Source organism: Corallococcus sp. AB011P (assembly GCF_003611605.1).
In the GTDB taxonomy this organism is placed as follows: domain Bacteria; phylum Myxococcota; class Myxococcia; order Myxococcales; family Myxococcaceae; genus Corallococcus; species Corallococcus coralloides.
This window is the reverse complement of the sequence record NZ_RAVX01000002.1, coordinates 142818-158695: the sequence shown is the minus strand read 5'-3', so window position 1 is coordinate 158695 and position 15878 is coordinate 142818. Positions and strand designations below refer to the sequence as shown.

Here is a 15878-nt window from a genome sequence, read left to right as displayed (position 1 = left end):
ACACACCCGGCGCGGGCGCACCCGGGTCCGCCGGCCTGGAGGGCGGACGAGGGAGCGCGCACGTGGGGCGGGTGGGGTTCCCGGTGCGTTGCGGCGTCCAGCGGCTGACACCGCGCGTGCCAGTGCGCCGCGTCGTGCCAATCGTGGAGGGCCTATGGGACTGGCCATCCAGCAGGAGGAGTTCACGCCGGAGGAACACACGCGGTTCGTGGCGCGGCTCGCGGAGAGCCTGGAGGCGCTGCGACAGGTGCTCCGGCGTCCCGGCTTCGGCGTGGGGCCCGTGACGATGGGCGCGGAGCTGGAGGTGGCGCTGGTGGACGGCGCGGGTTCGCCGTTGCCGGTGAACCAGCAGGTGCTGGCGAAGTCGAAGGACGACCGGCTGACGCTGGAGCTCAACCGCTTCAACATGGAGATGAACCTGCGCCCCTCGCTGCTCGCGGGGCGGCCGTTCACCGCGCTCCAGGCTCAACTGGACGACGTGCTGGCGGAGCTGCGGCGCGTGGCGGCGACGGAGGGCGCGCGCGTGGCGGCGGTGGGCATCCTGCCCACGCTGCGGCAGGCGGACCTGGGGAAGAACGCGCTCACGCCGCAGCCGCGCTACCGGGCGTTGGCCTCGGCCATCCGCAAGCGGCGCGACGGGCCCTTCCAGGTGGCCATCGCGGGCGATGACACGCTCAACCTCACCTGGGAGGACGTGACGCTGGAGGGGGCGAACACGTCGCTCCAGTTCCACCTGCGCGTGGCCCCGGGGGACTTCGCGCGCGTGTACAACGCCGCGCAGCTGGCCACCGGGCCGGTGCTGGCCGCGTGCGGAAACTCGCCGGTGTTCCTGGGCAAGCGGCTGTGGGAGGAGACGCGCGTGGCGCTCTTCCAGCAGGCCACCGACGACCGCAGCGACAGCGACGAGGCCGCGCACCTGCACCCGCGCGTGACGTTCGGACACGGCTGGGTGCGCGAGGGCCTGCACGAGCTGTTCGCGGAGGCCGTGGCGCTCCACCCGGCGCTCCTGCCGGTGATGGGGCAGGAGTCCCCGCTGGAGGTGGTGGCCGCCGGCGGCCTGCCGAAGCTGGAGGAGCTGCGGCTGCACCAGGGGACGGTCTGGTCGTGGAACCGGGCCATCTATGATCCGCACGGGGAAGGCCACGTGCGCATCGAGTTCCGCGCGCTGCCGTCCGGCCCCACGCCGGTGGACATGGTGGCCAACGGCGCGTTCCTGCTGGGGCTGACGCTGGGGCTCGCGGAGCGGGTGGACGCGCTGCTGCCGGCGCTGCCCTTCTGGCAGGCGCGGCGCAACTTCAAGCAGGCGGCGCACTACGGCCTGGGCGCGGCGCTGCTGTGGCCGGCGGAGACCGCGCCCAGCCCTCGGGTGATGCCGGCGGTGGAGCTGGTGAAGCAGCTCTTGCCGGTGGCGAGGCGCGGGTTGCTGGAGGCCGGGGTGGATGCGGCGGAGGCGGACGGGCTCCTGGACATCATCGCCCGGCGCGTGGCGATTCAGCGGACCGGGTCGCGCTGGCAGCGGGCGGTGCTGGAGCGGCTGGAGGCCCACATGCCCCGCCAGGACGCGCTGGCGGCCCTGCTGGAGCGCTACCTGGAGCTGTCGGAGGAGGGGCTGCCGGTGCACACCTGGCCGGTGGATCGCTGAAGGCTGGGGGGCCTTGTCGGGACGGGGCCGTCGCGGTGAATAATCCGGCCATCCTGAAGGTCAGCCTGCGAGGCCTCGTGCCTCGCGCTGAAGGGTGCCGTTCCCGTGATTGCCTCGCTCCTTGCTTCGTTCCGCTCCGGCGCCCGCCGGAGGTCCTTCCTCGTGCCCGCGCTCTTGTGCGCGGGCGCACTGACCGCGTGCACGACCCTCCGCGGCCAGGCCAACGACCTGGCGGAGAAGGGCCGCTTCGTCGAGGCGGCCGAGGTCTACGTGAAGCTCGTCAATGACGAGCCGAACAACCCCGAGTATCGCGCGTCGCTGGACGACCTGCGCTGGCGCGGCCTGTCGCAGCTGCTCACCCAGGCTCGGCAGGCGCGGGTGGAGGGGCGGGACGAGGACGCGGAAGCGAACCTGGAGCAGTTCTTCGCCTACAAGGTGAAGTGGAACTCCAAGCTGGATGGCGGCATGGAGAGCTCGCTGCTGGAGGAGATGGCCGGCACGCACCAGCACTTGCGCCAGCTCATCGTCGAGCAGGCGAAGCGGGGCCACGCGCTGACGGCGGAGTGGCACCTGGACCGCAAGCGCGCGCTGCTGGGCCATCCGGAGATGGCGCCCATCCGGCGCGACATGGAGGAGGCGGTGGCGCAGGGCGGCGCGGCGACGTGCGAGCGGCTCAAGCACACGTTGTCCGGGGGCGCGGCGCACTGGACGGAGCTGGTGTCGCGCTACTGCGGCCACTACCAGCAGCCCGGCTTGAGCGCGGAGGTCTTCCCGGAGGCCCTGGGGCTGCCCACGTGGCAGGTGTCCGTGGGTGGCATCAGCAATGACGTGGTGCAGTACCTGATGACACGCTTGTCGGGCGCGTTCGAGGCCTCGCCCTGGTACTCGGAGGCGTCTCAGCGCCACGCGCCGATGACCATCGCCGGGAGCCTGAGCGAGCGGCGCATCAGCGAGCCGGTGACGCTGACGGCGCCGTGGACGGAGCGCGTGCCGTACACGGACCACGAGGACCGCACCGCGACGGCGGAGGTGCCGTACACGGTGGAGGAGTCCTACGAAGACAAGGGCGTGATGAAGAAGCGCCTCGTCCAGCAGAAGAAGACGGTCGAGTACAAGACGACGGTGGAGGTGACGAAGTACCGCGACGTGTCGCGCTCGTTCGACTACCACGCGCAGCGGCGGGGCGTGGAGTACCACTTCGCGGTGGTGGCCCAGGGCATCCTCCAGGAGCGGCACGCGCCGCTGGCGGTGAAGGCGGAGAACGCCCTGGAGGCCTCCGGCTACGAGCACAACATCACCTTCGAGCCCGGCGGCGTGCGGCCCGTGAAGTTCGAGCGGCCCAACAAGGAAGGCTGGCTGGACGGCCAGCTGCGCGGCTACGAGCAGACCTTCTTCGCCTCGCTCATGTCGCGCTGGCAGGACGCGTTCTGTGCCGCGCCCGCCTTCGCGGTGGAGGACGCGGCCCGCTGCGCGCGAGGCGGCGTGGCGCTGCCCGGCCCCGCGAAGCAGGCCTTGACGGAAACGCTGGGCGACGACGCGGCGCAGGTGCACCGGCTGTTCGTCTGGAACTGAGGGCCCGCGAGCCGCGGAGGGCGTGGCTTCAGCCCTCGTCCTCCGCGCCCTTGCGCAGACCCAGCATGCGGCGCAGCTCGCGCGCGGACTGACGGCTCACCTCCACCGAGTGGCCCCGCGCTGTGCGAGCCAGATAGCCGCCCGTCTCCAGCGGCTCCAGCCGCGTCACGTGGGACAGGTTGAGCAGCGCGCGGCGGTGCACCCGGTGGAAGTGCTCCGGGGGCAGCTTGTCCGCCAGCTCGTTGAGCGAGAAGTCGGTGAGGTAGTCGCCCTGCGCGGTGAACACCGTCACCAGCTCGTCCTCCAGCGCCGCGTGGGAGATGGAGTCCGGCGACACCAGCACCAGCCCCTGCCGCGTCGGGATGGGCAGCCGCGTCAGTGCCGGCTTCTCCGCCGCCGCCGTCGGCGCCGTCGCGGTGGGCGCCTTCACCCGCGCCCGCGCGCGCTCCAGCGCCTTCTGCAGCCGCGCCGCCTCCACGGGCTTGAGGACGTAGTCCACCGCGCCGTGCTCGAAGGCGTTCACCGCGTGCTCCGCGTGGGCGGTGCAGAAGATGACGTGGGGGCCTCCTTCCGGCAGCAGCGCCATCGCGTCCAGCCCGCTCAGGCCCGGCATGTGGATGTCCAGCAGCACCACGTCCACGCCGCCCGCGCGCACCGCCGCGAGCACCGAGTCCCCATCCACCGCCTCGCCGCAGACGCTCACGTCCGGCAGCGCGGCCAGCAGGCGGGACAGGCGCTTCCTGGCCAGCAGTTCATCGTCGGCGATGAGGACGCGCAGGGGCTCTCTCACGTGAGGACTCCGGGTTGGGGGCCCTGGCGGGGCAGGGTGACGGTGACACGGGTGCGCCCGTCGGCGCTCTCCAGGGACAGGAGCGCGTGGCCGCCATAGGCCAGCGCCAGCCGCCGCTCCACGGTGGGCAGGCCCACGCTGCCCTCGCGCGGGCCCTTGGACGCGCCCGGGTTGTCGATGGAGACCACCACCGCCCCCTCGCGCACGGCCACCTCCACGCTCAGCGGGCCCCGGTGGCCGGCCGCCGGGCCGTGCTTCACCGCGTTCTCCGCCAGGGGCAGGAGCAACAGCGGCGGCACGGGCACGTCCGAAAGCCCGTCCGCCACGTCCATGCGCAGCTGGAACAGGTCCGGGTCGCGCAGCAGGTGCAGGTCGAAGAGCGTGCGCATCAGCTCCAGCTCCTGCGACAGCGGCCAGGTGACGCTGCGCACGCCCGCGAGCACCGAGCGGAGCATCGTGGACAGCCGCAGCACCGCGGCCTCCGCGACGGCGCCGTCCTCGCGGCACCACTCCGCGATGGCGTTCAGCGTGTTGAAGAGGAAGTGCGGATCCAGGTGGCTGCGCAGCGCCAGCAGCTGCGCCTGCTCCGCCTCCCAGGCGAAGCGGGTGGCGCGGGCCCGCTCCCGGGCCAGCGTCTCCTCGAAGCCGATGTCCCGCCCCAACCCCCAGCCCGCGACGAGGAACAGGCCGCCGCAGATGGCCAGGTTGTACGGCTCCGACAGGAACGTGGGCTGCATCATCGTGACGCGCGGCAGGGCGTAGCCCACCGACAGCACCACGCCGCTGCCCACCGCCGCGTAGAGCAGCAAGCGGATGCCACCGTGGCTCAGGTCCAGCCCTTCCGGGAACAGGACCCGGTACGACACGGGCGCCACCGCGACGCACAGCAGGCACAGCAGGAGGCCAATCCAGAACGCGCGAGGATCCACGCTCCAGCGCACCTGGGCCGCGAGCAGCGGAATGGAGACCAGGACGATGGGGGCCAGCCGCCACGGCGCGATGAGCGCACGCAGCGTGGCGCGAACGATGGAGCCTTCCGACGACGTCTCCTGCATGCGGAGGTGGAAGGCTACACCGTCCCGCGTCCTAGCGCTGGGGGACGGGCGCGGGGACCAGGTCCAGGACGAGCGCCCCGGCGAGGATCGCGGGGAAGAAGAGGACAGCGAGCATGGACAGGAGCGGCGAGCGCAGTGAGAACATGGGGGGCATCTCCGGTGTCCATGAAACATGCCCACGGACTCTGGCATCGACCCAGGGACCCTCCAGGGAGGGTTGCCCCCGGCCGTCGCTGTCCCGGGGTGAGCGGTCGCTCAGGCGCTCCGGGTGGCTCCCGCCGCCGGCCCGCCCAGCGCCTCCGCCAGCCGCGCCGCATCCCGGAGGCAGTCGTTGACGCCCACGCCCCGGTACGCGTTGCCGGTGAGGTGCAGGCCAGGCCAGCGCTTCAGCCGCTCCTCCATCGCCGCCAGGCGCTCCAGGTGGCCCACGGTGTACTGCGGAATCCCGCGAGGCCAGCGGAACACCGCCGTCAGCTCCGGCGTCGCGGTGAGCCCCGCCATCGTCTTCAGCTCCTCGCGCGCCAGCGCCACCAGCGCGTCCTCGTCACGCGAGACGACCTCCGGCCGGCGAGCGCCGCCCATCAGGCACGTCAGCAGCACGCGTCCACCCTCCACGCGGAAGGGGAACGTGGTGGAGACATGGATGGTGCCCAGCATCGCCGTGCCCTCCACCGCCGGCACCAGGAACCCGAACCCGTCCGGCTTCGGCACCGTCCCCGGCGCGAAGCCCAGGTGCACCACGGCGATGGGCGCGTACGGGATGGCGTCCGCCTTCTCCGCCAGCTCCACGTCCAGCGGGCGCACGAGCGAAGCCGCCACGTGCGCGGGCACCGCCAGCACCACGTGCGACGCGCTCAGCTCCGCCGGCTGGCCCCGCTGCTGGTACCTCACCTTCCAGCCGTCCGCCGAGCGCTCCAGCCCCTCCACCTTCGCGTCCGTGCGCACGCTGTCGCCCAGCGCCTTCGCCAGCGCGTCCACCAGCACGCCCAGGCCGCCGTCGAACGTGCTCATCTGCCCGGTGAGCTGGGGACCCGCCTCCACCGCGCCCTTCGCCTGTCGCGCCGCGCGCTGCGCACGGATGGCGCCCAGGATGAGGCTGCGGTGCTCCCGCTCGAACTTCACGAGCTGCGGGAACGTGGCCTCCGCGCTGAGTTGCTCCGGGTCGCCCGCGTAGGTGCCCGTCTGCATCGCGTCCAGCAGCACCGCCGTCGCCTCCCGCCCCAGGTGGCGCCGCCCCAACTGGGCCAGGGACTCGTCCGCACCCGTGGGGTTGCGTCCGCTGAACAGCTCCCCCAGCACCCGCAGGCGGGAAGCAAGGGGGAGGATGTCGGATTTCAGGAAGGCCGGTGGCGATGTGGGCAGGGCCCTGAGTGCACCGCGGGTGAAAACGTAACGGTTTTTTGCCGCCGCATCCGCCGGACGAATTCGGGATGACACTCCGAGCGTTTCCGCCAGTTCACGCATCGTGGGCTCCCGGTCCAGGAAACTGTTGGGTCCGGCCTCCAACAAGTAGCCCTCGCGTGCGTGGGTCTGCACGTTTCCACCCACGCGTGACGTCGACTCCAGCACCACGGCATCAGTACCGCGGGCCCGCAATCTGTAGGCCAGCGCAAGTCCGGTGATGCCTCCCCCAATGACCGCGACCGTCATGTCGTCCTACTCCCCAGCTTGTCGTGAGGTGAGCAACCCCGGGCGCCTTAGTGCGAAGGCAAGAGCTTTGCCAAGGAGAGCCTCCCGGCGCGTTAATAAAGGCATGCGCTATGTCATCACGGGAGCGAGCCGTGGCATCGGTTTCGAATTCGTGCAGCAACTGCTGCGGCGGGGAGAAACGGTGGATGCGGGGGTGCGTGCTCCGGAGCTGGCGCGCCGGCTGGAGCCGCTGCTGCTGGAGGCCGGCAACCGCCTGAGGATCCATGCACTGGACGTCACCCGCGCGGACAGCGTCCAGGCCTTCGCGGAGCGCATCTGCCGCGAGCCGGTGGACGTGCTCATCAACAACGCGGGCGTGTCCGGCCAGTGGGTGGGGCTGCATGAGCTGGACTACGAGGACCTGGCGCGCACCATCGAGGTGAACGCGCTCGGGCCGCTGCGCATCACCTCCGCGCTGCTACCCGCGCTGCGGCACGGCGCGGGGCGCAAGGTGGCGCACGTCACGTCGCGCATGGGGTCGCTCTCCAGCAACACGGAGGGCGGCGCGTACGCCTACCGCATGTCCAAGGCCGCGCTGAACATGGGCGTGCGCTCCATGTCCAACGACCTGCGCCGCGAAGGCCTGGCGTGCGTGCTGCTGCATCCGGGTTGGGTGCAGACGGACATGGGCGGGCAGGACGCGCCGCTGCCGGCGGAGGAATCCGTGCGCGGGATGCTGAGGGTCATCGACAGCGTCTCGCTGGAGCACTCCGGCCGGTTCTTCGACTACGAGGGCGCGGAGGTGCCCTGGTAGTGGCCTGGAGGACAGGGTCACTGTCGCCGGGTGAACACGCCCCGGCCCCCGGGGGCAGGCAGGCAGCCCCCGGGGACGAGGCCGTCGCTAGCGCCTGCCTGCCGTCGTCCCCATCTCGTCGCGAGGAAGTCCGCGGCGGAGGGTGGGATGGCGTGGCGGCGGTGGTGGCCCACGGTGTGGGTGGCGGCGTGTCTGGTGGCGTGCGGTCCGGGCGCCTCCACGCCGAAGCATGAGCAAGAAGCCGTGACGCCAGGGGACGAACCGGTGACGCCGCCGGACGACCCGCCCGATGAAGAAGAGCCCCCGCCTCTCGAGCCACCGCCGGAGGACGAGCCGCCTCCCGACGAGACGGCGGAAGAGCCGCCACCGCCGGAGGAGGCTCCGGTGCTGACGGCCTGCGCGCCGGAGCCCGCGGCGGACGCCACCGTGCCCGAAGCCGAGCGGACCGCGCGCCATGACTACGCCTGCACCGGCATCGCGCTGGAGGGCTCGCTGGTCTCCACTGCGGGCACGCCGGTCGTGGACGTCGTGGTGAAGGTGGGGGACGCGCAGGCGCGCACGAACGCGACCGGCCACTTCCGCTTCCCCGTGCTGCCCCGTCACAACCGGCTGCTCACGGTGGACGCGGAGGGCTTCCGCCCGGCGGTGGTGGCGGTGGAGCTGCGCCGCGGCCTGACGGAGAAGCGCGTGACGCTGCCGCCGGTGCGCCTGTCACCGAAGGACGGCGTGCGGATGCTCTTCGCGGGCGACGTGTCGCTGGGCCGGCGCTTCCTCGACCCCGACGACACCACGCCGCGCAACCAGATGCCGCCGGACGACCCCGCGGCGCTCATCCGCGTGTCGGATCCGCTGCCGGGCACGAAGGTCGTCTTCACCCATGTGCGGCCCTACTTCCAGGCGGCGGACTTCCGGGCCGTGAACCTGGAGACGCCGGTGACGGACCATCCGGCGACGCCCCACGACGAGAAGGCCTATGCGTTCTTCACGCTGCCCGGCTCGCTGCCCGCGCTGCCATGGCTGGGCGTGGACTACGTGAGCCTGGGCAACAACCACGTCTACGACTACCTGGCGCCGGGGCTCACGGACACGCTCACGCACGTGGCCGCGACGGGCATGGCCTTCAGCGGCGCGGGCCAGAACGAGGACAAGGCCTTCATGCCGGCGCGCGTGTCGCTCGCGGGCGGGGACTACAGCCTGGTGTCCATGTGCTCCATCACCGGCAGCGCGCATGATCAGCAGTACGTCGCGGGCCCCAATCAGGGCGGCGCGGCGGACGCGCGGAACCTGACGCGGGCGTCCGCGCTGCTGGCCGCGGAGAAGGCGCAGGACCGCGTGCCGGTGGCGGTGCTGCACACCGGCGTCGAGTACAGCGTCCGGCCCTCCACCCCGACGGCGCAGCGGATGCGCGACCTGGTGGACGCGGGCGCGGGGCTCGTCATCGCGCACCACCCGCACATCCCGCAGGGCTTCGCGCGCCACCAGGGCGTGTTGATGGCGCAGTCGCTGGGCAACTTCGCCTTCGACCAGGACCGCATGGAGACGATGGTGGGCCTCATGGCGGAGGTGGAGGCCCGGGGCGCGCGCGTGGACCGGGCCCGCGCGGTGCCCGTCTACATCGAGGACTACCGCCCCCGGCCCGTCACGGGCGACCTGTCGGAGAGCTTCCTGCGCAATCTGGCGGAGCTGTCCCGCGAGGGCGGCGTGGAGCTGGTGCCCCAACCCTCCTGGGGCGAGCTGCTACCAGAGGACAAACACGCGGCGGTGAGCGAGCGCACCGTGGACGTGCCGGTGACGGTGGACGCGAACGGCCGCGCCACGGTGGACCTGCGGTCCCTGCGCCATGAAGGCGAGTCCGTGGCGGTGGCGAAGCTCACGGGCGCGGACGTGACGGGCGTGAAGCTCAAGGCCGGGCGGGACGTGCTCCTGCACGGCGACTTCGAGGACCACGACGTGGACGACGACGCCAACGAGGCGCCGCGCTGGAGCGTGGGCCCGAACGCCGGCTACGTGTGCCAGGACGGTCCGCACCGGGGCGCCGCGGCGCTCTGTCAGCGGCGCGCGGCCAGCGACTCACGGAGCGCGGCGGTGAAGCTGGTCAACCGCTTCCGTCCGCCGGGCTTCGCGGAAGGACCGCCCAACCGCGACCTCACGGCTGTGGCGTGGCTGAAGGGGCAGGGCGGCGGCGCCTTCTCCGCGAAGGTGCAGTACCTGCCCGTGGAGTCCTACACGCTCTTCGGCGAGCAGACGCTGCTGCGCCACGACGGCGGCACCTACGACTGGACGCTGGTGGCGGAGGACCTGCGCTTCCCCGCGGATCCGCCGAAGCCGGACCTGTGGAACGCGCCCTGGGCGTTGGACCTGACGCTCAACACCGCGCCCCCGAAGTCCGGCCAGGGCGTGACGGCGGTGGACGACCTGGCGCTGGTGGCCTGGGAGAAGCAGGCCACGGGAGGCACTCTGACGCAGCAGACGCCGCACGCGCGCGACTTCGTGCGGGTGGAGGCTCCGGCGGGCACGTACACGCTGCGCGTCACCTTCCGCGAGCACCGCGTGCCCTGAGGCCCTGCTTCAGGGGAACAGCAGCTGCGTCTTCCAACCCGCGCCGTCGCGCAGGTACACGTTGCGCTCGTGCAACCGGCTGGGGCGGGCGTGCCAGAACTCGATGCGGTCCGGCACCACGCGGAAGCCGCTCCAGTGCGGAGGGCGCTCCACCGCACGGCCCTGGAAGCGCGCCTCCACCTCCGCCACGCGCTGCTCCAACAGCTCGCGCGAGGGCAGCTCTTCACTCTGGAGGCTGGCCCACGCGCCAATCTGGCTGCCGCGCGCGCGGCTCTGGAAGTACGCGTCCGCCTCCGCGTCCGTCACCTGTTCCACCCGGCCCTCGATGCGCACCTGCTGCTCCAGGGGCTGCCAGAAGAAGCACAGCGCCGCGTATGGATGCGCGGTGAGCTGGCGCCCCTTGCGGCTGTTGAAGTTGGTGAAGAAGACGAAGCCCCGCGCATCGAAGTCCTTGAGCAGCACCACGCGTGAGCTGGGGCGGCCCTGGTCATCCACGGACGCCACCACCATGGCGTTGGGGTCCACGGGGATGGCGGCCTTCGCCTGGGCGAAGACGTCGGCGAAGCGCTGGATGGGGTCGGGAGGGATATTCGTCACGCGGCGCACCATAGGAAACACGGCCCCGGCGCGCACGTTCGCGGTTGACTCCCTGTCGGGACTCGCACGCAATGGCGGGACTCATGAAGATCCTCTTCATCGCCTCGGAGGTCACCCCCTTCTCGAAGACGGGGGGACTGGGCGACGTGGCCGGGGCCCTGCCCACGGCGCTCGCCGGGCTGGGGCACGACGTGAAGATCGTCACGCCCCGCTACCAGGACGTGCGCAACACCGGACAGTTGCTGCCCACCGGCCAGTCCCTGGTGCTGCGCTTCCCCTTCGGTGAGACAGGCGGCCCCATCCTGTCCGCGCGCCTCTCCGAACGCCTGGAGGTCCTCTTCCTGGAGAACGAGGCCTTCTACGGCGGCCGCAAGGGCCTCTACGGCGACGCGGGCGGTGAGTTCGCGGACAACCCCCGCCGCTTCGCCTACCTGTGCGTGGGCGCGCTCCAGGCCGCGCAGCGGCTGCGCTTCTTCCCGGACATCATCCACCTGCACGACTGGCAGACGGGCCTCGTACCCGTGGCCCTGCGCCGGGGCTTCCAGGGCACGCCGCTCGCGAAGGCGAAGTGCGTCTTCACCATCCACAACCTGGCCTACCAGGGGCAGTTCCCCAAGCGGACCATGGAGGACCTGGGGCTGCCGTGGGACCTCTTCACGCCGGAGGGCGTGGAGTTCTACGACCACGTCAACTTCCTCAAGGCGGGGCTCGTCTACTCGGAGTCGCTCACCACCGTGTCGCCCACCTACGCGCGCGAAATCCAGACGCCGGAGCAGGGCTACGGGCTGGATGGCCTGCTGCGCCGCCGCTCGCACGCGCTCACCGGCATCATCAACGGCATCGACGCGCACGAGTGGAACCCCCAGACGGACTTCTTCCTGCCCGCGCGCTACGGCCCGGAGGACATGACGGGCAAGGCGGTGTGCAAGCGCGCCCTCCTGGAGCGCTTCGGCCTGCCCACGGAAGGCAACGCGCCGGTGTTCGGCATCGTCAGCCGGCTGGCGTGGCAGAAGGGCGTGGACCTGCTCCTGGAGACGCTGCCCGCGGCGCTCCAGGCGGACCTGAAGTTCGTGGCGGTGGGCAACGGCGACCCGACCCTGGAGGAGGGGCTGAGGGCGCTGCGGGCCCGCCACCCGAAGCAGGTGGGCGTACACATCGGGTTCGACCCGGAATTGTCACATCTGGTGGAGGCCGGGGCGGACTTCTTCCTCATGCCCAGCCGCTACGAGCCGTGCGGCCTGAACCAGATGTATTCACTGCGTTACGGCACGGTGCCCATCGTCCGGGCCACGGGGGGGCTGGTGGACACGGTGGAGGGGGGGCTGGATGGCAACGGCATCCTCTTCGAGTCCTTCCACCGCTCGGCGCTCCTGGCCGCCATCCGCCGGGCGCTCTCCCTGTACGCGGACCCCGCACGGCTGGGGGACTTCCAGGTGCGGGGCATGGGGAAGGACTTCTCCTGGACCGCATCCGCCCGGAAGTACGAGTCCCTCTTCATGTCACTGGTGGCGGAATAGTGGGGCCGCTACCGGATCCGCGTTAAACTTGGCCCCGTGGCGGAAGCTCCGGACCTGGGTGGCTATGAAGTGGTCGGCCGGCTGGCCGTCGGCGGCATGGCCGAGGTGTATCAGGCGCGTGCCCGTGAGACGACCCAGCGCTCCCCGGGCGAGCCCGAGGAAGTGGTCATCAAGCGGCTGCACCCGTCCTTCCGCAACGACCCCGCGTATGTGAAGGCCTTCGTCGACGAGGCGAAGCTGACGGTGCGCCTGCGCAACGCGCACATCGTGCGGACGTTCCGGCTGTTCCGCGCCGGGCCGGACTACCTCATGGTGCAGGAGCTCGTGAGTGGCCGGACGCTGGGCTACATGCAGGAGCTGCTGATCAAGGCGGGCGCCGCGATGCCGCCGGAGTCCGCCTGCTACATCGCGTGGTGCATCCTCAAGGCGCTGGACTACATCCACCGCGCCAAGGTGGGGGAGAACGGCGCCACCATCGTCCACCGCGACGTGAACCCCGCCAACGTGCTGCTGGGCGTCCAGGGCGACGTGAAGCTCACCGACTTCGGCGTGGCGGAGGTGGAGGGGATGATCCGCGGCGACTCCGGCGCGCTGCGCGGCACGCTGCCGTACATGAGCCCGGAGCAGGTGCTGGGGCAGGCGGTGGACGCCCGCACGGACCTGTACGCGGTGGGCGTCATCCTCTGGGAGCTGTTGGCCGGCCGCCGCCTCTTCACCGGCGACAACGAGGCGCAGCTGATGCACCAGGTGCGCGATTCTCGCGTGCCGCTGCTCTCCACGCTGTCTCCGGACCTGCCGGACTACGCGGCGCGGGTGGCGCGCAAGGCGCTGTTCGCGGACCGGGCCCGCCGCTTCCAGACCGCGGCGGAGTTCATCAAGGCGCTGGAGGTGCTGGCGCGCCGAGCGGGCTGGCCCCTGACGGTGGAGGCGCTGCAGCCTCTGTTGGGCGGCTGATGCGCGCGCGCCGGGCGGTGCTCGGGCTGGGCCTGGCCGGCATCGGCTGCCTGTCCGGCTGCCTGGGCGTGGTGCCCTTCCGCCCGCGCGCCTACGACGAGGCGGTGCGGGTGGAGGCGGTGGACGTGGCCTTCACGCGCGACGGCACCGGGGCGCTCACGCTGAAGCTCCAGGTGGAGAACCCGTCCTCGGACGCGGCCACGCTCACCCGCGTGGACTTCGACCTGCGCGTGGACGGCCGGCGCGTGGCCACGGGCGAGCAGGTGATGGGCGTGTCCCTGGACGGCAAGGGCGAAGTCCCCCTGGAGGTCTACTTCCCGCTGGCCGTGGCGCGCGGCGGCGGCCGTCCGGAGCCGGGCTCGCACGTGGTGCGGGTAGAGGGCGGCGTGGTGCTGCGCTTCGGCGGCTCCGAGCGGCGCGCGCCCTTCCGGGACGCGCGCTCGCTGGACCTCGCGTGGGTGCCGGGCGGGGAGCCCAGCCCGGCGCAGTGAGCCCTGGAGACGTGCCTCAGCCCTTGGCGTCTGGAGCCGCGCCGGAGTCCGGGGCCTGTCGCGGCGGGCCTCCCTGGCCGTCCGAGTGGCCGGGCGTGATGCTCTTGAGGCGGGACATCCGCACGCGGTCGATGCGGGCGCCCTCCTTGGTGGCCACGACGAACTGCCAGCCGTTGTAGGTGAAGCGCTCGCCCACGTCGGGCAGGTGGCCGGCGAGCGAGGACAGGTAGCCGCCCAGCGTGTCGAAGTCGCCCTCTGGCAGGGGGAAGCCGAAGAGCTTGGTGAACTGATCCACCTCCATGGCGGCGTCCACCATCGAGCTGCCGTCGGCCATCTTCTCGACGAGCTTCTCCTCCACCTCGAACTCGTCGCCGATGTCGCCCACGATTTCGCGGAGGATGTCCTCCAGCGTGACGACGCCCATGAAGCCGCCGTACTCGTCGACGACCATGGCCATGTGGATCTTCCGCTTCTGCATGTCGCGCAGCAGGTCGCCCACGGGCTTCATCCACGGCACGAAGTGGGCGGGGCGGATGACGTCCTGCAGGACGATGAGCTCCGGGTGCTGGAGCAGCGGGATGAGGTCGCGCGCGTGCAGCACGCCGACGATGTGGTCCACGTCGTCCTTGTAGACCGGGATGCGCGAGTGGTTCTCCTCCGCCAGGATGCGCAGCACCTCATCCGGCGGGGTGGTGACGTCCACGGAGATGACGTCCGTGCGGTTGACCATCACGTCGCGGCAGCGCTTGTCGGACAGCTCGAAGATGGAGCGGATGAGCTGCGGGGCGCTCTTGTCCACCTCGTTGCGCGCGGCCTGGGCGGCGAGCAGCTTCTCCAGCTCCTCCAGGGGCGGGGGCGGCGGCTCGAAGCGCAGGGTGCGGCCCATGGTGCGGGCGCCCAGGTTGAGCAGGCCCAGCATCAGGCGCATGGGCGGGTAGAGCATCGTCACCAGCAGGGACACCAGGCCCGACAGGCGCAGGGCCCAGCGCTCCGGGTTGCCGTTGGCCAGGCCGCGCAGCGTCACCTCCATGAGGCTGGCGAGCACGCCCACGAAGAGGGCGCCCGCGCACACCGTGGCGATGGGCACCCAGGTGGCCTCGGCGTAGCGGCTGAAGTCCAGGAGGCGCGGCGGGACGAAGGCGCCAATGGCGGCGGCGAGAAAGCCGGACAGCACCATGCCCAGGCGCAGGGCGGTGGCGGCGGGCTCACGCTCCGTCTTGTGACGGAGCACCCGCCGGGCGGCGACACTCTTGCTCTCCTCCGCGAGCTCCTGGGCGCGCAGGTCGGACGTCCCGTAGAGCGCGGACTCCGCGGCGGCGACCAGGGACCTCATGAAGCAGAGGGCCAGGCAGGCGACCCAGAGGGTCCAGGTAGGCATAGGGGGAGGTTCTTATCCCGTGCTAGAGGGGCATACCACCCTGGCGGGAGGCACCATGCGGGGACGTCGGATGTACGTCATTGGCGGACTGCTGGGCGCGCTGGCGGCGCCCTCGGCGGCCCTGGCCTGGCCGGTGGACCAGGCCCTGACGCTGGAGCCCGGCAAGGAGACCTTCCAGAAGCTCACCGCCGTGGACTGGGCGGAGTCCGACGCGCCCAACGTGGTGACGGCGGAGGCGCTGGCCCAGAGCGGCGAGCTGCTGCTGACACCGCACACCGCCGGCATCGCGCGCGTGCTGCTGTACGCGGAAGGCCGCTTCGCGGTGTGGCGGGTGATGGTGGGCCCCATCGAGCTGCAGAACACCGGGGCCGAGCTCGCGGCGGCCAGGAAGGCCTGTCCGGACCTGAAGGCCACGGAAGGCGTGGAGCGCAGCCTGACGGCGACGGTGAACGACAACGCGTGCCGGTTGGCGCTGCGCACGTTCCTCAAGACGCACGCGTACCTGGCGAAGGAGCTGGAGCTGACGTTCGCGGTGCCGCAGCTCCAGGCGCAGCTGGAGGACTTCGAGGCGGGCATGCCGCCGGGGCTGACGGTGCGCTACAGCGGCGCGGGGCTGGTGCTGTCCGGGAAGACGGACCGCGAGGGGCACCGCAAGGCGCTGTGGGAGCTGTTCAACCGCGCCGTGGGCCGCGTGCCGCTGGAGGACCGCACGGAGGTGGAGGCGCCGCCGAAGCCGGACGACGCCGCGAAGCAGGAGGCGCTCGACGCGACGGTGTCGGACGTGCCGCGGGATGCCGGGGTGCCGCCGGCGCCGCCTCCGCCGGTGAAGCGCAAGGCTCCGCCCAAGAAGCCGCGCTGAGCGCGGGGAAGAAGCCGCGCT

Annotated in this window: 13 protein-coding genes; 8 read left to right on the top strand and 5 right to left on the bottom strand. The window is 71.9% G+C overall.

What is annotated here, in order from left to right:
- Positions 1-154: 154 nt before the first annotated feature.
- Both D7X30_RS05895 and D7X30_RS05890 read left to right on the top strand, forming a co-directional pair.
- Positions 155-1642, top strand: coding sequence for a glutamate--cysteine ligase (locus tag D7X30_RS05895; RefSeq protein WP_120561875.1), 1488 nt, complete (start codon positions 155-157; stop codon positions 1640-1642).
- A 105-nt stretch (positions 1643-1747) separates the two neighbouring features.
- Positions 1748-3214 (top strand): hypothetical protein, encoded by a 1467-nt coding sequence (locus tag D7X30_RS05890; protein WP_147443126.1) that lies wholly within the window; start codon positions 1748-1750, stop codon positions 3212-3214.
- Positions 3215-3242: 28 nt separating this feature from the next.
- Here D7X30_RS05890 and D7X30_RS05885 read toward each other — a convergent pair whose 3' ends face one another.
- The 3 genes from D7X30_RS05885 to hemG form a co-directional block, all read right to left on the bottom strand.
- Positions 3243-4004, bottom strand: a complete 762-nt coding sequence (locus tag D7X30_RS05885; RefSeq protein WP_120561873.1) for a LytTR family DNA-binding domain-containing protein — start codon at positions 4002-4004, stop codon at positions 3243-3245.
- On the bottom strand, positions 4001-5059 hold the full coding sequence (locus tag D7X30_RS05880; protein WP_120561872.1) for a sensor histidine kinase: 1059 nt from the start codon (positions 5057-5059) through the stop codon (positions 4001-4003). The genes D7X30_RS05885 and D7X30_RS05880 overlap by 4 nt, the downstream gene beginning before the upstream one ends.
- A gap of 255 nt (positions 5060-5314) precedes the next feature.
- Positions 5315-6709, bottom strand: coding sequence for a protoporphyrinogen oxidase (gene hemG, locus D7X30_RS05875; protein ID WP_120561871.1), 1395 nt, complete (start codon positions 6707-6709; stop codon positions 5315-5317).
- Positions 6710-6812: 103 nt separating this feature from the next.
- Here hemG and D7X30_RS05870 point away from each other — a divergent pair, with 103 nt between their 5' ends.
- Both D7X30_RS05870 and D7X30_RS05865 read left to right on the top strand, forming a co-directional pair.
- Positions 6813-7502, top strand: coding sequence for an SDR family oxidoreductase (locus D7X30_RS05870; protein WP_120561870.1), 690 nt, complete (start codon positions 6813-6815; stop codon positions 7500-7502).
- 147 nt (positions 7503-7649) lie between these two features.
- Positions 7650-10061, top strand: a complete 2412-nt coding sequence (locus D7X30_RS05865) for a CapA family protein (RefSeq protein WP_120561869.1) — start codon at positions 7650-7652, stop codon at positions 10059-10061.
- Between the two features lie 9 nt (positions 10062-10070).
- Here D7X30_RS05865 and pdxH read toward each other — a convergent pair whose 3' ends face one another.
- Complete coding sequence (gene pdxH, locus D7X30_RS05860) at positions 10071-10670, bottom strand: pyridoxamine 5'-phosphate oxidase (RefSeq protein ID WP_120561868.1); 600 nt, start codon at positions 10668-10670, stop codon at positions 10071-10073.
- A 71-nt stretch (positions 10671-10741) separates the two neighbouring features.
- On the opposite strand from pdxH, the gene glgA reads away from it, so the two are divergent.
- Genes glgA through D7X30_RS05845 form a run of 3 tightly spaced genes read left to right on the top strand, consistent with a single transcriptional unit; the run spans position 10742 to position 13620 of the window.
- On the top strand, positions 10742-12175 hold the full coding sequence (glgA, locus tag D7X30_RS05855) for a glycogen synthase GlgA (RefSeq protein ID WP_120562566.1): 1434 nt from the start codon (positions 10742-10744) through the stop codon (positions 12173-12175).
- Between the two features lie 36 nt (positions 12176-12211).
- Entirely contained in the window at positions 12212-13129 is a 918-nt protein-coding gene (locus D7X30_RS05850) for a serine/threonine-protein kinase (protein WP_120561867.1), read from the top strand.
- Positions 13129-13620, top strand: coding sequence for an LEA type 2 family protein (locus D7X30_RS05845; protein ID WP_120561866.1), 492 nt, complete (start codon positions 13129-13131; stop codon positions 13618-13620). Before D7X30_RS05850 ends, D7X30_RS05845 begins: the two co-directional genes overlap by 1 nt.
- 16 nt (positions 13621-13636) lie before the next feature.
- On the opposite strand, the gene D7X30_RS05840 is transcribed toward D7X30_RS05845, so the two are convergent.
- On the bottom strand, positions 13637-14998 hold the full coding sequence (locus D7X30_RS05840) for a hemolysin family protein (protein ID WP_120561865.1): 1362 nt from the start codon (positions 14996-14998) through the stop codon (positions 13637-13639).
- Positions 14999-15053: 55 nt separating this feature from the next.
- Between D7X30_RS05840 and D7X30_RS05835 the strand changes: the two genes are divergently transcribed.
- Positions 15054-15857 carry a hypothetical protein gene (locus D7X30_RS05835; RefSeq protein WP_120561864.1) on the top strand — a complete coding sequence of 268 codons (804 nt, stop codon included), beginning with the start codon at positions 15054-15056 and terminating at the stop codon, positions 15855-15857.
- Positions 15858-15878 lie beyond the last annotated feature (21 nt).